The organism is Desulforhopalus glucosivorans (assembly GCF_054397165.1).
Map to the genome: position 1 here is coordinate 1769794 of NZ_AP044854.1, position 16699 is coordinate 1786492.

Consider the following 16699-nt stretch of genomic DNA (forward strand, 5'->3'; position numbering starts at 1 on the left):
CATGAAGTTACCAACATCTCAGGAAATGAAAAACCTGGATCGCAGTGCCAGTGAAGTGTATGGAATTCCAAGTGTTGTCTTGATGGAAAATGCCGGACTGTCCACAGTTCTCATGATGGAAAGAGAACTGGGCTCCTGTAAAGACACCTTTGCTCCTATCTTCATAGGTCCTGGTAATAACGGTGGTGATGGTCTTGTTATAGGCAGACATTTACATCAGCGCGGTTGTAAACCAGTATTTTTCTTTTTAGTGAGCCCTGACCAGCTTGAAGGTGATGCTAAAACAAATCTTACTATTATTAGAAATCTTAAACTCCCCTTCCACGTAATTGATACAGCAGCAAGAGCTGAAACCATCTCTATTTTAGTAAAGCAATTTGAATCGAGAGGTCTCCCCTGTTACGCCATTATCGATGCTATCTTTGGGATTGGGCTCACAAGAGATGTGAGTGGCCATTACTCAGATGTTGTTAATCTCATCAATAAGCTTCGTTTCAAGGGCACCACACCTGTTGTATCAGTTGATACACCGTCAGGCATGGAGGCAGATACTGGAAAGGTTCTTGGTACCTGTGTAAGGGCTGACTTTACCGCTACATATTGTTGCGCAAAGCCCGGTCACTATATCCACGGCAGTGCCTACTGGACAGGAAAACTTGAGGTTGTGGATATTGGCATTCCTCCTGAAGCTATTTACCGTGCTGGTATTTCAACAGAACTTTCGACCAAAGACCTGGTTCAACAACTCATTACCCCTCTGAGAAGAAAACGAACCTCCCACAAGGGAACCCATGGTCATTTACTTATCCTTGCTGGTTCAGTTGGTAAAACTGGTGCTGCTATACTTAGTGCAAAAGGTGCGATGCGAGCAGGAGCAGGACTCGTTACACTTGCTGCCCCAGTCGACTTAAACCATAGCCTTGAATCTGCCATTGACGAGGTGATGACTGTTCCTCTAGACAAAAGTGGAACATTTCTCTCAGTAGATGACTGGCCGACAATAGAAGATGCTATAAAGAACAAAGATGCAGTTGTTATTGGGCCTGGAATTGGCCAGGATCCTGCGACCTCGGCTCTGGTGTTGAAAGTATATAACGAAGTAACCTGCCCTGTTATCTTTGATGCGGATGGTTTAAATATTCTTGCAAATCTTAGTGGCAATCTGCTAGCTCCAGCCGGCCCGAGAATTTACACACCACACCCGGGAGAACTCAGCAGGCTTCTTGGAAAATCGGCCGAGATAATCCAGGACAATAGACTTGATGCTTCAATTCTTGGATGCGACCTGTTTCACAATGATCTCTTTGAAACTGTACTTACACTTAAAGGTGCCGGCACTGTTATAGCCTCTAATGGCGGTTCCACCATTATCAACACTACAGGCAATCCTGGTATGGCAGCAGCCGGTATGGGCGATGTTTTGAGCGGAATGATTGGTGCCCTTATCTGTCAGGGATTGACTCCCAAAAAGGCTACTATTGCAGCAGTCTACCTACACGGTGCCGCAGGAGATATACTGTACAGTGAAAAAGGTGCTGGTTTCTACGCAAGTGAACTGGCAGACACTGTTCCCATTGCCCTGAAAGATTGTTTATCTATTACCTAAAACGCCAACCAAAGGGGGGAGCATACATCTCCCTCTTAAGGCTCTTTTCAATCTATAGGGACTAGCCTGTACCTGAGTCAGTGAGAGAGCCTGTTATTCATCACCAGACAATTTCTTCCAGCCCGTTTTGTTTAAGATAATCATTACAGCGGACAAACACCCCAGACCCCAGAAACCCTCTGTGGGCAGAAAGTGGGGAGGGATGGCTTGTTGACAGGATGAGATGCTTTGCAGTATCAATAAGTGTCTGTTTTTTCTGAGCGAAAGCCCCCCATAACATAAAAACCACATGGGACTTTTCAGATGAGATTGTCTCTATGATATTGTCAGTCAGTTCATGCCAGCCAAGCTTTACATGGGAATTAGGCTTTTTCGCTTCAACCGTTAAGCTCGCATTAATCAGCAGAACTCCCTGGGCTGCCCACCTGCTCAAATCTGTTACGGTAGATATTTGTTGACCCGAATACAGGCTGTTATTTACTTCCTTAAATATATTTCTTAGAGATGGCGGAACAGGTATTCCGTCTTTTACAGAAAAGCATAAGCCGTGGGCCTCAGGCCCCTTACCCGGATGGGCATTGAAATACGGATCCTGTCCAATAATAACCACCTTCGTGGCTGCAAGACTTGTTTGGCGCATGGCTGCGAACACGTTTTCACGGGCTGGATAAACAGCGCCTGAGCTTGTGGAGTAAGCCTTATCCAGTATCGTTTTATGTAGCCCACTTTTCATCAGTGGCACAATTTCTTCCCAGAGCGGCTCTTCTACCATAGTATCGTTTCGTGTTGAGGGAAATAAGAGAACCGACCTTAGAGGCCTCCTGCTACGCCATCATACTTACCGTCATAATGATTCTTTATAATACGCTCACTAATAGCTCCAAGTGTTAATGTCTTCGATAAATCTAAGGCATCAAGAACATGCTTACTCAATGTTTTACAATAACATTCACTGGGATCAAGAACCCCTATTTTACCACCATATTTGAGCATGATGGCCATACCTCTATCTCCATCCACCACATCTCCGGAAAGAATGATGGCCGAGGCTTTCTGTTTGAACAGTGTTCCTACAGATGCCATAACAATGTCAACAGGACCACCCTTTACACTACCCTTTTCAACGCGCTGTAAGGTAAACTGAGCACTATAGGGCTTAATTGACATATAGTCTTCGCCAGAAAACACATAGCAGCTGCCACCTTCAATATTGACACCCTCTTTAACACGAACAACTTTCATTGAAGAGATTGCATCAAGGTATTCAGTAAAATTATCTACATACTCAACTTCTTCATGAATTATCACAAGGACTGCACCGCCCATATCAGGCTGCATCTGCGGGATGATAGTTAAGAGATTAGAAAAACATCCCTTTCCACCTCCAAGTACAGTAATAAATGAATTTCTCCGGTACTGCTCATTTGAGGAGACACCAATTTCGATGATATCACCACAGCTGGAACATTCTACACTTTGAGCTATTTGATTGGGGTCGATAGTTACCGCAGTTCTGGACCCACATTCTTCACAGAAAACAACCCGTTGAACCACCTCGGCTACCTCTTGAACCTTAGGCTTGTTTGTAGAAACAATAGGATCTCTTGGCATAATTTTCAGCTGTGCAGCCCTATAGACTCTTTCGAGCAGTTCTTTTTTATGCTCTGCAAGTTGGTTCTTTTGAAAAATAAAATCTTTTGAAATAAAATCAACAGCACCATTTTTCAAGGTATCAAAACAGCGGGCGGTACCTTCTTCGGTTAGGCTTGAGAACATTATGGTGGGAATGGGACGATGGATCATCAGATGTTGCAAGGCAGTCATTCCATCCATCAATGGCATTTCCATATCAAGTAAAATAACATCTGGATTCGTTTTTAAAACCATATCCAGTGCTTCTATACCATTTTGCGCTTCACCAACAATATGAATGTTTTTAAATTCAGCAAAAATATCACCAATGAAACGCCGAAAGACCAGTGAATCATCAACTATGAGAACTGAAACTTTGCGGGTTCCTTCGGGGCTGTTTTCAAATTCCATCTTGTTTACATTCCTCGTACGATGTTAACATTTGTTATCTACCTAAAAATAATCATACAAGATACATGATTATTTATATGTTGTACAAGCTATTTTCTTCTATATATTGTGCAACATCCGGTGGCAACAGATGTTGTGTACCCTCACCTTTTCCAACTACTTTTCGTACATTACTCGAACAAACATCTTCGGGGCGGTCCTTTAATATAGTGATTGGTTTACATCCTTTCGGACCTTGCCATAAATGAGCGTCCCCTGTGAAACCAAGTTGCTCTAGAAAGCTGTGGAGTCGATGTTCGGGATAACCATATCGGGGAACCACAGCCATTTCCACAAGAGATAAGACCTTCCGATACGACTTCCAGCTCATCAGCTCAAGAAATGCATCAAAACCTATGATGAACAGCATTGTCGTCTCTATGGGGTATTGCTGTTTCAACTGCAGGAGTGTATCGACTGTATAGGACGGTTTGGGGAGATGATTCTCAATATCGCTACACGATAGACGGGTATCTCTCTGGCAAACCAGTTCAAGCATGGCGATTCGGTGAACAACCGCAGTGATGTTGCTGTTTTTATGGGGAGGTTGTGCTGCTGGCACAAAAAGCAATTGGGATAGAGATAGTGCTTCTATAGCTTGATATGCCAGCTGAAGATGTCCAAGGTGTACGGGGTCGAAGGTTCCTCCGAACACACCAAGTCGTTTAGGTTTCAACTCCTTATCTGCCCCTCTCCATATACTACAAATTTTCTTGTAGTCAGTTCTTCAAGCCCCATAGGGCCATAGGAGTGCAGTTTCGTAGTACTGATACCAATCTCAGCCCCAAGACCCAGCTGACCGCCATCATTAAAACGGGTGGAGGCATTTACCATAACGGCAGATGCATCAATTTCAGTCACAAACCGCTGGGCAGTTGTATAATTTTCAGTGACAATTGACTCAGTATGCTGGGAACCAAATTTAAATATATACTCTTTTGCCTCGTCAAAATCTGCGACGATCTTTACACAGGCGATAAGATCCAGGAATTCTGTTCCCCAGTCGCTTTCAAGGGCAGCTGTAATATCGGCAGAAATTTCGCAACTTTTTGGGCAACCTTTTAGCTCAACATTTTTTTCTGTAAGCTCTTTAACAAGCGTTGGTAAAAAAGTGTCTGCGATCTCCTTATGAATTAAAATTCCCTCAAGAGCGTTACATACCCCTGTTCTGTGTGTCTTGGAATTTACGATAATGGGCAGCGCCTTATCAATATCCGCATCCTTATCAACAAAGACATGACAGACGCCCTTATAATGTTTAAGAACTGGGATTCTACTGTTTTCAACAACAAAACGAATTAACCCTTCCCCACCCCTTGGGATAACAAGATCAATTGCTTCTTCCTGTTCCAGTAAAAGAGTAATAGCGTCCCTATCGGTTACAGGTATCACCTGAACAACATCACTATTAATACCGTGGCTGGTTAAGCCCTTCTTAATAATTTTGGCAAGGATCAGATTTGAATGAATGGCCTCAGAACCTCCCCGCAGAATAACACCATTTCCAGTCTTGATACAAAGAGCCGCCGCATCAACTGTAACATTTGGCCTGGATTCATAGATCATTGCAATAACACCAAGGGGAACCCGCATACGTCCCACCTGGAGTCCGTTTGGCCGTTTGCTAAAATCCTCTATCTTACCGACGGGATCAGCAAGAACGATGAGTTCTCTCACTCCACTGACCATAGAACCAACGACATCATCTGACAGTGTTAACCTGTCTATCATCGCAGCAGAGAGGCCCTTGGCTCTTGCCGCTTCAAGATCCTTGAGATTTTCTTTTTGAATTATTTGTATATCAGCCTCAAGTAGGCTGGCGATGGTTTCAAGGACCTCATTTTTTGCCTGAGTAGACAGGGACATAAGGGAGGTTGAGGCAACTCTGGTATTTTGAGCGATATCTTGAATTGTTTTTCTCAGTGTCATGTTTTTTCCTTTATTCCCTGTAAAACTTAAAATACTTTTATTACTTATAAGACAACCATATTGTCTCTATGGATAATTTCTTCGTTTTCAATATAACCGAGGAGTTCAGTAATATCTTTTGTTCTTAAGCCCTTGATTTTTACTAATGTTTCCTGGTCAAAGTTAGACAAGCCAACAGCAATAGCATCTCCACTCTTATTGATACAACGTACAGAATCTCCCTTATTGAACTGACCTTTAACATCTACTACACCTGAAGGGAGAAGCGATCGTCCGTTTTTAACAATAGCATTACAAGCGCCTTGATCTAACGTGATTTCTCCCTGAGGTTTTAAGACATACGCAATCCATCGTTTCCGGCTTTGCATTTTTTCTTTTCTGGGAAGAAAAAAGGTGCCGATCATTTCTCCTGAAAATAAATGTTCAAGGATATTCTTTCTTTTACCGGGTCCTATAAAGGAACTCCCCCCACCTGCAGCGACCATTTGTGCAGCATTGATCTTACTTTGCATACCGCCCGTACCAAGAACCGACTTACTATGGCCTGCCATGGATTGAATGCGATCGTCCACTTCACTTACAGTATAAATTGCCTTCGCATCAGGATGAGTGACAGGATTGCTATCATAAAGAGCATCAACATCTGTGAGACAGATAAACATATCCGCCTCAATCATATTTGTAACCAATGCCCCAAGGGTGTCATTATCACTAAATTTTAATTCTTCAGTCGAAACTGTATCGTTTTCATTGATAATAGGTATAACACCGCATTTAAAAAGGGTAAGGATGGTGTTTCTCACATTGAGATACCTGGATCGATGGGCCAGATCTGAATGGGTCAATAAAATCTGAGCGATATTGTATCCGTGTTCATGAAATGCCTCATCATAGTCATGCATCAGCTGTGATTGCCCAATTGCTGCAAGCGCCTGCTTCTGCATGATAGAAACATCCTTATCGTCTTTAATATGAAGTTTCTTTTTCCCGGCAGCTACAGCTCCTGATGAAACCAGAATAACTTCTCGACCTGTATTACGTAAAAATGCTATTTCCTTAGCAAGATTATCCAGAACTTCTCTGTTAATCCCGTTTTCGGTGGTAAGAATGGCACTTCCTACCTTAACCACAACTCTTTTAGCCTTATTAAACAGAGTCTGTCTGTGGTACAGACCATCCTCTGGCGTCATTTCAATATCCATAGCGTATTAATTGGGACAACATATATTACCTTACCTGGAAACGTTCCCACGTACTCTGCTCAACTGAAGGTATTTATCAAATAAAACTAGTACATTAACATAGAACCTATTTATACTCAACAAGCTCCATTATCGCCTCTCGAAGTTCATCAAGACCGAGTTCTTCTTCAGCAGAAACTGCAAGGGTTGTAATATCTTTTTCCTTAAAGAAGTTCATCAACTCTTCAAGGGTCTCATCTTCAATGATGTCTATCTTATTTAAGACAACAATATGGGTTCTATCTGCGAGTTCTTTTTTATATAAAGCCAACTCATTTGAAATAATGGTATAATTTTCCATCATGGCATCATCGGAGCCGTCAATGACATGAATGAGTACACTGGTACGTTCCACATGCTTTAAAAACTTATGCCCAAGCCCAGTACCTTCATGTGCTCCCTCAACAAGACCAGGGATATCAGCTATAATACATGGATTGTAGTACTTATACTGCAATACACCAAGCTGTGGTTCAAGCGTTGTGAAAGGGTATGGAGCAATCTTCGGATTAGCTGCTGAAAGCTTTGAGAGCAGCGTAGATTTTCCAGCATTTGGAAGACCTACAAGCCCCACATCAGCAATCAGTTTAAGTTCAACCTTTAGCCAAAGCTCTTCGCCCTGCTGTCCATTGGTCGCAATTCGAGGTGTTCTATTGGTACCACTTGAAAAATGTGGATTTCCAAGGCCACCCTTACCACCTTGGGCAGCACAATACTGCTCACCGTCAGTAGAAAGATCTGCTAAGACCTCACCTGTTTCAATGTTTTTAATGATAGAACCGACAGGAACTTCAAGGTAGCAATGTTTACCTTTTCGCCCATGCATATCTTTTCCCTTACCGTGCTCTCCCCTTTCAGCTTTAAAATGGGAACGGTAACGAAAGTCGATTAAGGAATTGAGAGAAGCCTTTGCTATAATGACAACATTACCACCTCGACCACCATCGCCGCCATTTGGGCCACCTTTGGGAACATATTTTTCCCTGCGAAAACTTACACACCCGTTTCCGCCGTCCCCGGCTTTTACAAAAAATTTTGCTTCATCAATGAAGGCCATCTGAAGATCCTGTTGTAATTCAAATTTCAAAAAAAAACTCGACCGTCAATTATATAATTGAGGTCGAGTCTATACTCCTGCGCGAACTGCAAAGTGCAGTTCCAGGAAAAGGTGTCAGAGCTATTTATTTATGCTGCTGGATAAACACTGACGCGCTTTTTATTTTTACCAAAGTCCTCAAAGGTCACTACACCGTCAACCTTGGCAAAGAGAGTATAATCTCTTCCACAACCTACATTGGTTCCCGGGTGTATTTTAGTACCTAATTGTCTAACAATAATGCTACCAGCACTTACAGCCTCACCGCCGAATCGTTTAACTCCACGACGCTGACCAGCACTGTCGCGACCATTCCGTGAACTACCACCTGCTTTCTTATGAGCCATCTTCCACTCCTTTCCTGAACGAACTTACATCATCGTTCTAATATTTTATGCTTTAATTCCTTCAATTACAAGAATACGTAATTAAGCGGATATCTCTTCAATCTTCAGGGCTGTATAGGATTGTCTATGCCCCTTCTTCAAACGATACCCCTTACGACGCTTTCTTTTGAAGACGATTACCTTTTTGCCTCTACCCTGCTCAGCAATTTTCGCAGTAACCTTTGCATTCTCCAGCACAGGCTGGCCGATCTTCACATCGTCTCCATCGGAAACCATAAGAACATCTACTAAATCAATGCTGTCACCAACATTTCCATCAAGCTTTTCAACTCGAACCTGATCACCACAAGCAACCTGATATTGCTTACCACCTGTACGAACTATCGCATACATATATAAACCTCTCTGAGAATATCTGATCAATTTTCAATAAAACGACGAAAAATTATTGCAAGAACCAGACATTAAACACTTACAGAAGAACATTGTCAATGCTTTTCAATAAAACTAATGCATTTTTTACATGAAAGAAATAGACACAAGAAAGCCCCCATCACCACACAAATGAAGGGGGCTTTAAATATAGAGCAATCACGCACTAGCCAGCGTACTCTAGACGTGCCTTTTCTTTTTCAGAACGAATTTCACATGCCCGTGTAAACGCAGCTTTTTTTCCATGCTTTGCAATTGAAACTGAAGTTTTACCCTGTTTACCCTGATGTGTTACCCAACTTACTTCATAGCGATTCAATTTATCGTTGAGCCGGACACCCACAACACCAGTACCAGAATTGCTCACGGTTACCATATGCTTGTTGGTTCGTACCTTGCCTAGCTTCTTCTCTGTTTTATCGCGCCAACTGATAGCTGAGAGTAGGCTGGAATAACGACCTCCGCTCTTTCTATCTGAAAAGAACTTTGAGTGGGTTTTACCTAAAAAACGAACACGCACATACCAACCATGAGTTCTTTTTGATTCCTGATCAATTCGTGCAATGTCCTTGTGTTTTTCTAATAGAATTTTTTGTTTCTTGTCATCTTCCATGAAACTACCTCAGTAATATTGTATCTATGATTTCTCGCTACTCTTTACATCTATAACAGCGAACACCTAATAAATACCACACTGTAGTATTTATGTACAATCGTTTTTAATTAATCTCAAATTAACTATTTCAATGATCTCAATGCCCAGCGACTATAACCTGACAACAGAGTCCAGCAGAGGTAAATAGTTTGGAATTGGTTAACTGTCAATAAAAATTTGTTAGCCACACCACAATAAACAGTTGACATTTTGATGTCTTCAGGCGATTTGTCATTAATATCTAACAACTTATTCACCATTAAAAAAACTTTACAATGACCTTAACTAACCATAACTTACACCTGCTCTCTGAAACCATCTCCACTCTCAGAGGCATAAATGGGTGCCCCTGGGACATGAAACAAACCCCATCCTCCCTGATCAAATACCTTGAATCTGAAACCGCAGAGCTGGTAGCTGCAATAAACAATGATGATGACAACAACACCTGTGAGGAACTAGGTGATGTTCTCTATATCCTGCTTATGATCACAAGCTATCAAAGTGAACAAGGCAAATTTGATTTCACAGATGTCATAACGACGGTCAATGAAAAGCTGATACGGCGTCACCCCCATGTGTTTGCAGGAAAAACCTATGAAAACCAGGAAGATCTCGACAGACAATGGCGTGAAATCAAAGCACAGGAAAAACAAAAATAAACTATTTGACACGTTCACTTCATGTTAGTATTATATACAGTTTTTATGCGTAAGCAAGGATGGGTTTGTTAGGACTTGTTCTTTATGCATTTATTGAAGGTGACATTGTGTCGCCTTACCCCTTCTCGCTCTCTGCCATATGCAAAGTGCGAGGGCCGAAGACGGTACTATTATCCGTCTAATCCATGAGTCCACGAGGAGGAAATCATGAGAAGGTATGAAACGATCGTTATTCTTCGCCCTAATGCCGGTGAAGAAGAGATCAAACGAGTAATCGAGACCACCACACAGATCATCACTGATGAGAAAGGTTCCATCATTGAAGAAAACAAATGGGGTATGAAAAAGCTGGCTTACCTTATTAAAAAGGAAAGCCTTGGTTACTACATTTACATTGACTACGCAGGCACTCCTGCGGCGGTTTCTGAAATTGAAAGAAAGTATCGTATTGATGACGTGGTTCTAAAGTATATGACCATCAAAACTGCAGCTGCTATCACCGAGGAAGGTGTTGCAGAAGCTATTGCTGCTGTTAGCGCCCGTGAAACTGCCGCTGCAGAAGGCGAAGAAGCTGAAACAGAGGGTGAAGCTGCACCTGCAAAAGAAGCAGCGCCTGAGACCACTACAGAAGCATAAACTACTCTTACAATTTCCATATATCGCACCAGGAGGATATATCAATGGCACCAAGACCACAGAAAAAATTATTTTCACGTCGTAAAAGTTGCAGATTTTGTTCCGACAAAGAACTCACTATCAACTACAAAGACGTAAAGACTCTCAGAAACTTTGTTTCAGAGCGCGGTAAAATCATTCCACGACGTATTGTTGGCACCTGTGCGACACATCAGCGTCAGCTTTGTGAAGCAATCAAGCAAGCAAGACAGATCGCTTTTTTACCTTACTCTGGTTCGTCTCAGGGTTAACGAAAGATTTAGGTTGCCCAGTTGAGTACAACAGAACAGAACAAGCTTGAGTTTGGTAAAATAATCACTGCCATACTCGCCACTACGGCTATAATAATTTTGCCGGGTATCGCATGGGAAATCTTCGGATGGCTCCACCTGCTCTTACCGTTGCTTGCCTTTGGCGTACTCTGTAAGTTTGGAAACTATACAGGTAAGAAATTCATTGCAACTGCCGCAATATTTTCTCTTATCTGCTTTATCTTCCTTGGCAACATAGACCTCTTCGCATTTTCGGCAATCTTTCTACTCGCAGGTTACATACTATTTACCTCCTATGAACGAGGTGAGTCACCTGCTTTGAGCGGATTTAAAACAGCAGTAGTTGTTGGACTAGGTTGGAGTATAGTTCTAGCGTTTTTTACATGGGGCGCAGATATATCGCCCTACAAACAGCTTATTACTACACTTGATTTAGGCATTACAGAAGCGTTGACGTATTATCAGGACAATGAAACTGTAACTCCTGAAACCTTAGCAATGCTTGAGACAACACTCAGCCAGATGAAAATCATTGTTCCACTGGTAATGCCAGCCATACTTGGCTGTCTTATACTGTTGGTGACATGGCTGACCATGATTCTCGGCAACGCTTTAATTATACGACAAAACGGATCGAGTAGTTGGCGTAACTATAGCATGTGGCAATTACCAGATAAATTAATCTGGCTTGCAATAGGTATGGGATTATTAACATTTCTCCCTGCCACAGGTGCCAGAACTATAGCTTTGAATATTCTGATTCTGCTCAGCCTTATATATAGTTTTCAAGGCTTATCCGTTGCTGTATTTTACATGAATAAATGGAATGTACCGATTCTTATGCGCTCCTTTTTTTATGTAATGATGATTGTCCAGACCTTTGGCACAATCATACTGCTCGTAGTAGGAATTGCTGATGTCTGGCTTGATTTGAGAAAAATCAATACGGACGATGAATTAGAAGAGGAAATACAATAGATTTATAGGTCAGCTTACCCAAGAGACCTGTACTACACATACAAGAGGAGTTGAAAATGGAACTCATTTTAAAAGAAACAATCAGTACCCTCGGTTTTGAAGGGGATGTTGTAACTGTAAAAGACGGTTATGCCCGTAATTACCTTATGCCCCAGGGAAAAGCCGTAGTAGCCACCGAAGAGACTCTGGCAATTCTTGCAGAGAACAAGGCTGCTATTGAAGCCAGAAGAGCTGAAGACACGAAGAAAGCTGACGCTATCGCGAAGAAGATCACTGGAATTGAGGTTGTTATCGAACAACTTGCAGGTGAAGATGAGCGTCTTTTCGGTTCTGTCACCAGCTCGGACATAGTTGCGAAACTCGCTGAACTCGACGTTAAACTCGATAAGCGACAGATCCTTCTTAGTGACCCCATTAAAACCATCGGTGAAAACAAAATCACCGTTAAGGTTGGTTTTAACGTTACTGCAGAAATCACAGTTAATGTTGTACCTCTCAAAGCAAGCTAAGAAAGACTTTTTACAAGACTTCTTAACTACTGATATATCCAACTTTTCCAGGTGCTCATTAAACCTGTAATTGGGGATATGTAATATAGAGATAAAAACACACCTTGAGGGTTGACCTTCATGGTGTGTTTTTGTTTAATAACGTCTCTATTTATTATTTTTAATTCGATGTTTTTTACCCCGGCTTACTATGATTGATAACTCCATGCCTCCTGAGTACGGTGCCTCTCAGATTCCTTCCCGTATTCCGCCACAAAATACTGAGGCAGAGCAGGCGGTATTAGGCTCCATTCTTCTAAAAGCCGATCTTCTTGGGACAGTACTTGAACTTCTAAAGCCCCATGACTTTTACAAGGATGCCCACAAGATAATATTTGAGAGCATGGTTGATCTCTTTGAGAAAAATGAACCGCAGGATCTTCTCACGGTATCCAACCTGCTTTCAAACAGTAACCAGATTGATAAAATTGGCGGACCTGCCTATCTTGCAAGTCTTACATCCATTGTTCCTGTTACAGCTAACATTGTAAGCTATGCTAAAATCATTCGGGAAAAATCTATTCTCAGGCGACTGATTACAGTTAATAGTGATATAGCAGCACGATGTTATGAGGAACAGGGTGACATTGACATTTTAGTCGATGAAGCCGAACAAGCTATTTTTGATATAGCCGGGTCAAAGGGTGAGGGTCATTTCACCCATATTAAATCCATCGTCCCTGACGCCTTTGCCGCAGTAGAACAGCTCTACAAAAAGCAAGGCCTTACCACAGGTGTGCCCACCGGTTACAATAAAATTGATAAAATGACAGCGGGTCTTCAGCCCTCTGACCTTATCATTTTGGCAGCCAGACCATCCATGGGTAAGACATCTTTTGCGATGAATATTGCCCAGCACGCTGCACTTGTTGAAAAAATTGGAGTTGCCGTCTTTAGCCTGGAGATGTCAAAAGAACAACTCGTCATGCGACTATTGAGTTCTGCTGGACGGATCGATTCCCAGCGCATACGAACCGGTAAACTTCATAATGAAGATTGGCCAAAACTCACAAGAGCCGTAGGAATGCTTTCTGAAGCCCCCATCTTCATTGATGATACACCGGCAATATCAGTGCTTGAAATGAGAGCTAAAGTCAGACGACTGGCAGCGCAACATGAGATTGGGCTAATAGTGGTTGATTACCTCCAGCTGATGCGTGGTCGCAGCACTGAAAATCGGACCCAGGAAATCAGTGAAATTTCACGGTCCCTTAAAGGGCTTGCCAAAGAACACAAGGTTCCTGTTATCGCACTTTCCCAGCTCAATCGTAGCCTTGAAAACCGACCTGATAAACGCCCAATGATGTCCGATCTTCGTGAATCAGGCGCTATTGAGCAGGATGCCGATGTTATTACTTTTATTTATCGTGATGAAGTGTATAACAAGGCAGAAGACAACCCAGAACGTGGTAGTGCTGAAATCATTATCGGAAAGCAGAGAAACGGCCCTACAGGCATGGCCAAACTCACTTTCATTAAGGAATTTACCATGTTTGAAAACATGAGCGAATTTGATGACCCTGAAGAATTCGGGTAAACAGTGATATCCGTTCTCGTAATGAGCTGATTACAGCATTAAAAAGTACTGACATCTATATACTAAGAACTAACAAAGGCTGAATTATGACCGTAGAAAATGGCGTGAGTAATAAATATGATTTTCAATCCATTGAAAATAAATGGCAAGAAATCTGGGAAACCAACGAAACCTACAAGGTCGTAGAAGATGATTCCAAAGAAAAATACTACGTCCTTGAAATGTTCCCCTACCCCTCCGGTCGTATACATATGGGTCATGTCCGCAACTACTCCATTGGTGATGTTGTGGCCAGATACAAGAGAATGCAAGGTTTTAATGTGCTTCACCCCATGGGCTGGGATGCCTTTGGCCTCCCTGCTGAAAACGCCGCACAAAAAAACAATACCCACCCTGCTACCTGGACCTATTCCAATATTGACTACATGCGCAATCAGTTACGTCAATTAGGACTCTCCTATGACTGGAGCAGGGAAATTGCTACCTGTAACCCAAAATATTATCAATGGGAACAGCGCCTATTCATAGAGATGTACAACAAAGGCATCGTCTACGAAAAAGTTACCACTGTGAACTGGTGTGAAGACTGCCAGACTGTTCTTGCTAATGAGCAAGTCATTGATGGAGCCTGCTGGCGCTGTGATGAACTCGTCACTCCAAGAAAAATGAACGGCTGGTTTTTCAAAATTACAGATTATGCTGAAGAACTTTTAGCTGATCTGGACAAGCTTAAAGGCTGGCCAGAAAAAGTTATCACAATGCAGCGTAACTGGATCGGCAAATCAACCGGTCTTACCTGTGACTTTGCAGTTGACGAAAGTGATGATATTATTTCTATTTTCACCACCCGTCCTGATACCATTTTTGGTGTTTCTTTCATGTCTATTGCACCCGAACACCCACTTCTCGACAACCTCATAAAAGGCACTGAAAGAGAAACTGAGGTTCGTGAGTTTGTAAAAGAAATTATCCAGGAAAAACAACGCCAGTCCCTTGAGGAAGAGCCGGAGAAAAAAGGTATCTTCACCGGGAAATATTGTATCAACCCGTTTAACGGTGAAAAGATTCCTGTCTATGTGGCCAACTTTGTCCTAATGGAATATGGAACCGGTGCGGTGATGGCCGTTCCTGCCCATGATCAGAGGGATTTTGAATTTGCCAGAAAGTACGATCTCCCCATTACACCTGTCGTTATCCCAGAAGGTGTTGAGCTTATTGCAAGCGATATGACTGAGGCATCTACTGTACCAGGCCTTCTTGTTAATTCAGGCGATTTTACAGGATTGGAGTCGGTAGCATCGCAAAAGTCTATTATTGAATATGCAAATACAAAGGGCTTTGGATCAGATCTTATAACCTATAGACTTCGTGACTGGGGTATTTCCAGACAACGCTATTGGGGCGCCCCTATTCCGATGATTCACTGCGATACATGTGGTGTAGTGCCTGTTCCTGATGCGGATCTACCTGTTACCCTTCCTGAAGACGAAGGAACCGCAATCACATGTGCTCCCCTGCATCAAAGAGAAGACTTCATTAACACCAACTGTCCCACATGTGGAAGTCCTGCAAAGCGTGAAACTGACACCATGGACACCTTTATGGAGTCATCCTGGTATTTTGCAAGATTCACCACGCCACGATGTGAAGACGCGCCCCTTGAGCAAAGCGGATCTTCTTACTGGTTGCCTGTAGATCAGTATATCGGAGGTGTAGAGCATGCCATTCTCCACTTACTCTACTCACGTTTTTTCACAAAGGTATTACGTGATCTTGGCCACCTGAGTGTTGACGAGCCGTTTACCAACCTACTCACCCAGGGAATGGTCATTAAAGACGGTACCAAAATGTCTAAGTCAAAAGGCAATGTTGTTGACCCAAATGACCTCATTCAAGAGTTTGGAGCTGACACTGTTAGGCTTTTCAGCCTCTTTGCGGCACCACCCGAAAGAGATCTTGAGTGGAGCTCGGCCGGTGTTGAAGGATCTTCGAGATTCTTAAACCGTGTCTATAGACTCATTATAAGCTGTGAAGATATGCTTGCCGTGACAAGTGATATCCCTGAAACCTTAAGCGATGGCGGGCGCGTTCTGCATAGAAAAACCCACCAGACCATTAAACGAGTCACTGAAAATATTGAGCACAACTTCCACTTCAACACCGCTATCAGTGCAATGATGGAACTGTTCAATGTGCTCTCAGCTTCAGTTGCAGACAAGAAAAAGAATAATCTTGAAGCGGCTGTTGTTAAAGAGGCAGTTACCGTGCTCACCCTGCTTCTCGCACCAATGGTGCCCCATTTTGCTTCAGAAATGTGGAAAAAGATAGGCAACAGCAGCGAACTTGAAGATCAAAGCTGGCCAAGTTTTGATGCGGAAGCCGCCAAAGATGATTTGCTCACGATTGTTATTCAAATAAACGGTAAAGTGAGATCACGTCTGGAGGTTGCAGCAGACATAACCAACGATGAAATTGAAAAGTTGGCACTTTCCGATGAAAATGCCTTGAAATTCATTGATGGAAAACCTGTTAAAAAGACTATTGTTATACAAAAGAAACTTGTTAATATTGTTATTTGACACAATCCGCGGTAAAAACAAACCAGCTGTGGTTAATATCTCACTGAAATTCATTGATAA

17 protein-coding genes are annotated in these 16699 nt (G+C 42.5%); 8 read left to right on the forward strand and 9 right to left on the reverse strand.

The features are described from left to right. The first annotated feature begins 1 nt into the window (after position 1). The gene (locus ACX6CI_RS07525) at positions 2-1606 is read left to right on the forward strand and encodes an NAD(P)H-hydrate dehydratase (protein ID WP_458777549.1); all 1605 of its coding nucleotides are present in this window, start codon (positions 2-4) and stop codon (positions 1604-1606) included. A gap of 100 nt (positions 1607-1706) precedes the next feature. On the opposite strand, the gene ung is transcribed toward ACX6CI_RS07525, so the two are convergent. The 9 genes from ung to ACX6CI_RS07570 all read right to left on the reverse strand — a co-directional run bounded on the left by ung (position 1707) and on the right by ACX6CI_RS07570 (position 9346). After that, the gene (gene ung, locus ACX6CI_RS07530) at positions 1707-2378 is read right to left on the reverse strand and encodes a uracil-DNA glycosylase (RefSeq protein ID WP_458777550.1); all 672 of its coding nucleotides are present in this window, start codon (positions 2376-2378) and stop codon (positions 1707-1709) included. Between the two features lie 38 nt (positions 2379-2416). Further along, positions 2417-3649, reverse strand: coding sequence for a chemotaxis protein CheB (locus ACX6CI_RS07535; RefSeq protein WP_458777551.1), 1233 nt, complete (start codon positions 3647-3649; stop codon positions 2417-2419). Between the two features lie 73 nt (positions 3650-3722). After that, positions 3723-4364 (reverse strand): nicotinate (nicotinamide) nucleotide adenylyltransferase, encoded by a 642-nt coding sequence (gene nadD / locus ACX6CI_RS07540; RefSeq protein ID WP_458777552.1) that lies wholly within the window; start codon positions 4362-4364, stop codon positions 3723-3725. Beyond that, positions 4361-5617: a glutamate-5-semialdehyde dehydrogenase gene (locus ACX6CI_RS07545; protein ID WP_458777553.1), complete on the reverse strand. Its 1257-nt coding sequence runs from the start codon at positions 5615-5617 to the stop codon at positions 4361-4363. The genes nadD and ACX6CI_RS07545 overlap by 4 nt, the downstream gene beginning before the upstream one ends. A 44-nt stretch (positions 5618-5661) precedes the next feature. Then, positions 5662-6807 carry a glutamate 5-kinase gene (gene proB / locus ACX6CI_RS07550; RefSeq protein WP_458777554.1) on the reverse strand — a complete coding sequence of 382 codons (1146 nt, stop codon included), beginning with the start codon at positions 6805-6807 and terminating at the stop codon, positions 5662-5664. 118 nt (positions 6808-6925) lie between these two features. Then, positions 6926-7915: a GTPase ObgE gene (gene obgE / locus ACX6CI_RS07555; protein WP_458778448.1), complete on the reverse strand. Its 990-nt coding sequence runs from the start codon at positions 7913-7915 to the stop codon at positions 6926-6928. 128 nt (positions 7916-8043) lie between these two features. Further along, a complete protein-coding gene (gene rpmA, locus ACX6CI_RS07560) occupies positions 8044-8301 on the reverse strand; it encodes a 50S ribosomal protein L27 (protein WP_458777555.1) in 258 nt (85 codons plus the stop codon). 81 nt (positions 8302-8382) lie between these two features. Beyond that, complete coding sequence (rplU, locus tag ACX6CI_RS07565; RefSeq protein ID WP_458777556.1) at positions 8383-8694, reverse strand: 50S ribosomal protein L21; 312 nt, start codon at positions 8692-8694, stop codon at positions 8383-8385. 205 nt (positions 8695-8899) lie between these two features. Next, positions 8900-9346 carry an AP2 domain-containing protein gene (locus ACX6CI_RS07570; RefSeq protein WP_458777557.1) on the reverse strand — a complete coding sequence of 149 codons (447 nt, stop codon included), beginning with the start codon at positions 9344-9346 and terminating at the stop codon, positions 8900-8902. 398 nt (positions 9347-9744) lie between these two features. Between ACX6CI_RS07570 and ACX6CI_RS07575 the strand changes: the two genes are divergently transcribed. From ACX6CI_RS07575 to leuS, 7 genes are all read left to right on the forward strand, one after another. Continuing rightward, on the forward strand, positions 9745-10050 hold the full coding sequence (locus tag ACX6CI_RS07575; RefSeq protein ID WP_458777558.1) for a MazG nucleotide pyrophosphohydrolase domain-containing protein: 306 nt from the start codon (positions 9745-9747) through the stop codon (positions 10048-10050). 207 nt (positions 10051-10257) lie between these two features. After that, on the forward strand, positions 10258-10686 hold the full coding sequence (gene rpsF / locus ACX6CI_RS07580; protein ID WP_458777559.1) for a 30S ribosomal protein S6: 429 nt from the start codon (positions 10258-10260) through the stop codon (positions 10684-10686). Positions 10687-10730: 44 nt separating this feature from the next. Then, positions 10731-10976, forward strand: coding sequence for a 30S ribosomal protein S18 (gene rpsR / locus ACX6CI_RS07585; RefSeq protein ID WP_458777560.1), 246 nt, complete (start codon positions 10731-10733; stop codon positions 10974-10976). A 21-nt stretch (positions 10977-10997) separates the two neighbouring features. Further along, positions 10998-11975, forward strand: a complete 978-nt coding sequence (locus tag ACX6CI_RS07590) for a DUF2232 domain-containing protein (RefSeq protein WP_458777561.1) — start codon at positions 10998-11000, stop codon at positions 11973-11975. Between the two features lie 56 nt (positions 11976-12031). After that, entirely contained in the window at positions 12032-12484 is a 453-nt protein-coding gene (gene rplI / locus ACX6CI_RS07595; protein WP_458777562.1) for a 50S ribosomal protein L9, read from the forward strand. A 190-nt stretch (positions 12485-12674) separates the two neighbouring features. Continuing rightward, the gene (gene dnaB / locus ACX6CI_RS07600) at positions 12675-14060 is read left to right on the forward strand and encodes a replicative DNA helicase (RefSeq protein ID WP_458777563.1); all 1386 of its coding nucleotides are present in this window, start codon (positions 12675-12677) and stop codon (positions 14058-14060) included. Between the two features lie 86 nt (positions 14061-14146). Beyond that, positions 14147-16639: a leucine--tRNA ligase gene (gene leuS, locus ACX6CI_RS07605; protein ID WP_458777564.1), complete on the forward strand. Its 2493-nt coding sequence runs from the start codon at positions 14147-14149 to the stop codon at positions 16637-16639. Positions 16640-16699: the final 60 nt, after the last annotated feature.

What these genes read in the sequence shown, in the direction of transcription:
- ACX6CI_RS07525 (WP_458777549.1), top strand. Translation starts at nt 2, where the DNA reads ATGAAGTTACCAACATCTCAGGAAATGAAAAACCTGGATCGCAGTGCC.
- ung (WP_458777550.1), bottom strand. Translation starts at nt 2,378, where the DNA reads ATGGTAGAAGAGCCGCTCTGGGAAGAAATTGTGCCACTGATGAAAAGT.
- ACX6CI_RS07535 (WP_458777551.1), bottom strand. Translation starts at nt 3,649, where the DNA reads ATGGAATTTGAAAACAGCCCCGAAGGAACCCGCAAAGTTTCAGTTCTC.
- ACX6CI_RS07545 (WP_458777553.1), bottom strand. Translation starts at nt 5,617, where the DNA reads ATGACACTGAGAAAAACAATTCAAGATATCGCTCAAAATACCAGAGTT.
- proB (WP_458777554.1), bottom strand. Translation starts at nt 6,807, where the DNA reads ATGACGCCAGAGGATGGTCTGTACCACAGACAGACTCTGTTTAATAAG.
- obgE (WP_458778448.1), bottom strand. Translation starts at nt 7,915, where the DNA reads ATGGCCTTCATTGATGAAGCAAAATTTTTTGTAAAAGCCGGGGACGGC.
- rpmA (WP_458777555.1), bottom strand. Translation starts at nt 8,301, where the DNA reads ATGGCTCATAAGAAAGCAGGTGGTAGTTCACGGAATGGTCGCGACAGT.
- rplU (WP_458777556.1), bottom strand. Translation starts at nt 8,694, where the DNA reads ATGTATGCGATAGTTCGTACAGGTGGTAAGCAATATCAGGTTGCTTGT.
- ACX6CI_RS07570 (WP_458777557.1), bottom strand. Translation starts at nt 9,346, where the DNA reads ATGGAAGATGACAAGAAACAAAAAATTCTATTAGAAAAACACAAGGAC.
- ACX6CI_RS07575 (WP_458777558.1), top strand. Translation starts at nt 9,745, where the DNA reads ATGAAACAAACCCCATCCTCCCTGATCAAATACCTTGAATCTGAAACC.
- rpsF (WP_458777559.1), top strand. Translation starts at nt 10,258, where the DNA reads ATGAGAAGGTATGAAACGATCGTTATTCTTCGCCCTAATGCCGGTGAA.
- rpsR (WP_458777560.1), top strand. Translation starts at nt 10,731, where the DNA reads ATGGCACCAAGACCACAGAAAAAATTATTTTCACGTCGTAAAAGTTGC.
- rplI (WP_458777562.1), top strand. Translation starts at nt 12,032, where the DNA reads ATGGAACTCATTTTAAAAGAAACAATCAGTACCCTCGGTTTTGAAGGG.
- dnaB (WP_458777563.1), top strand. Translation starts at nt 12,675, where the DNA reads ATGATTGATAACTCCATGCCTCCTGAGTACGGTGCCTCTCAGATTCCT.
- leuS (WP_458777564.1), top strand. Translation starts at nt 14,147, where the DNA reads ATGACCGTAGAAAATGGCGTGAGTAATAAATATGATTTTCAATCCATT.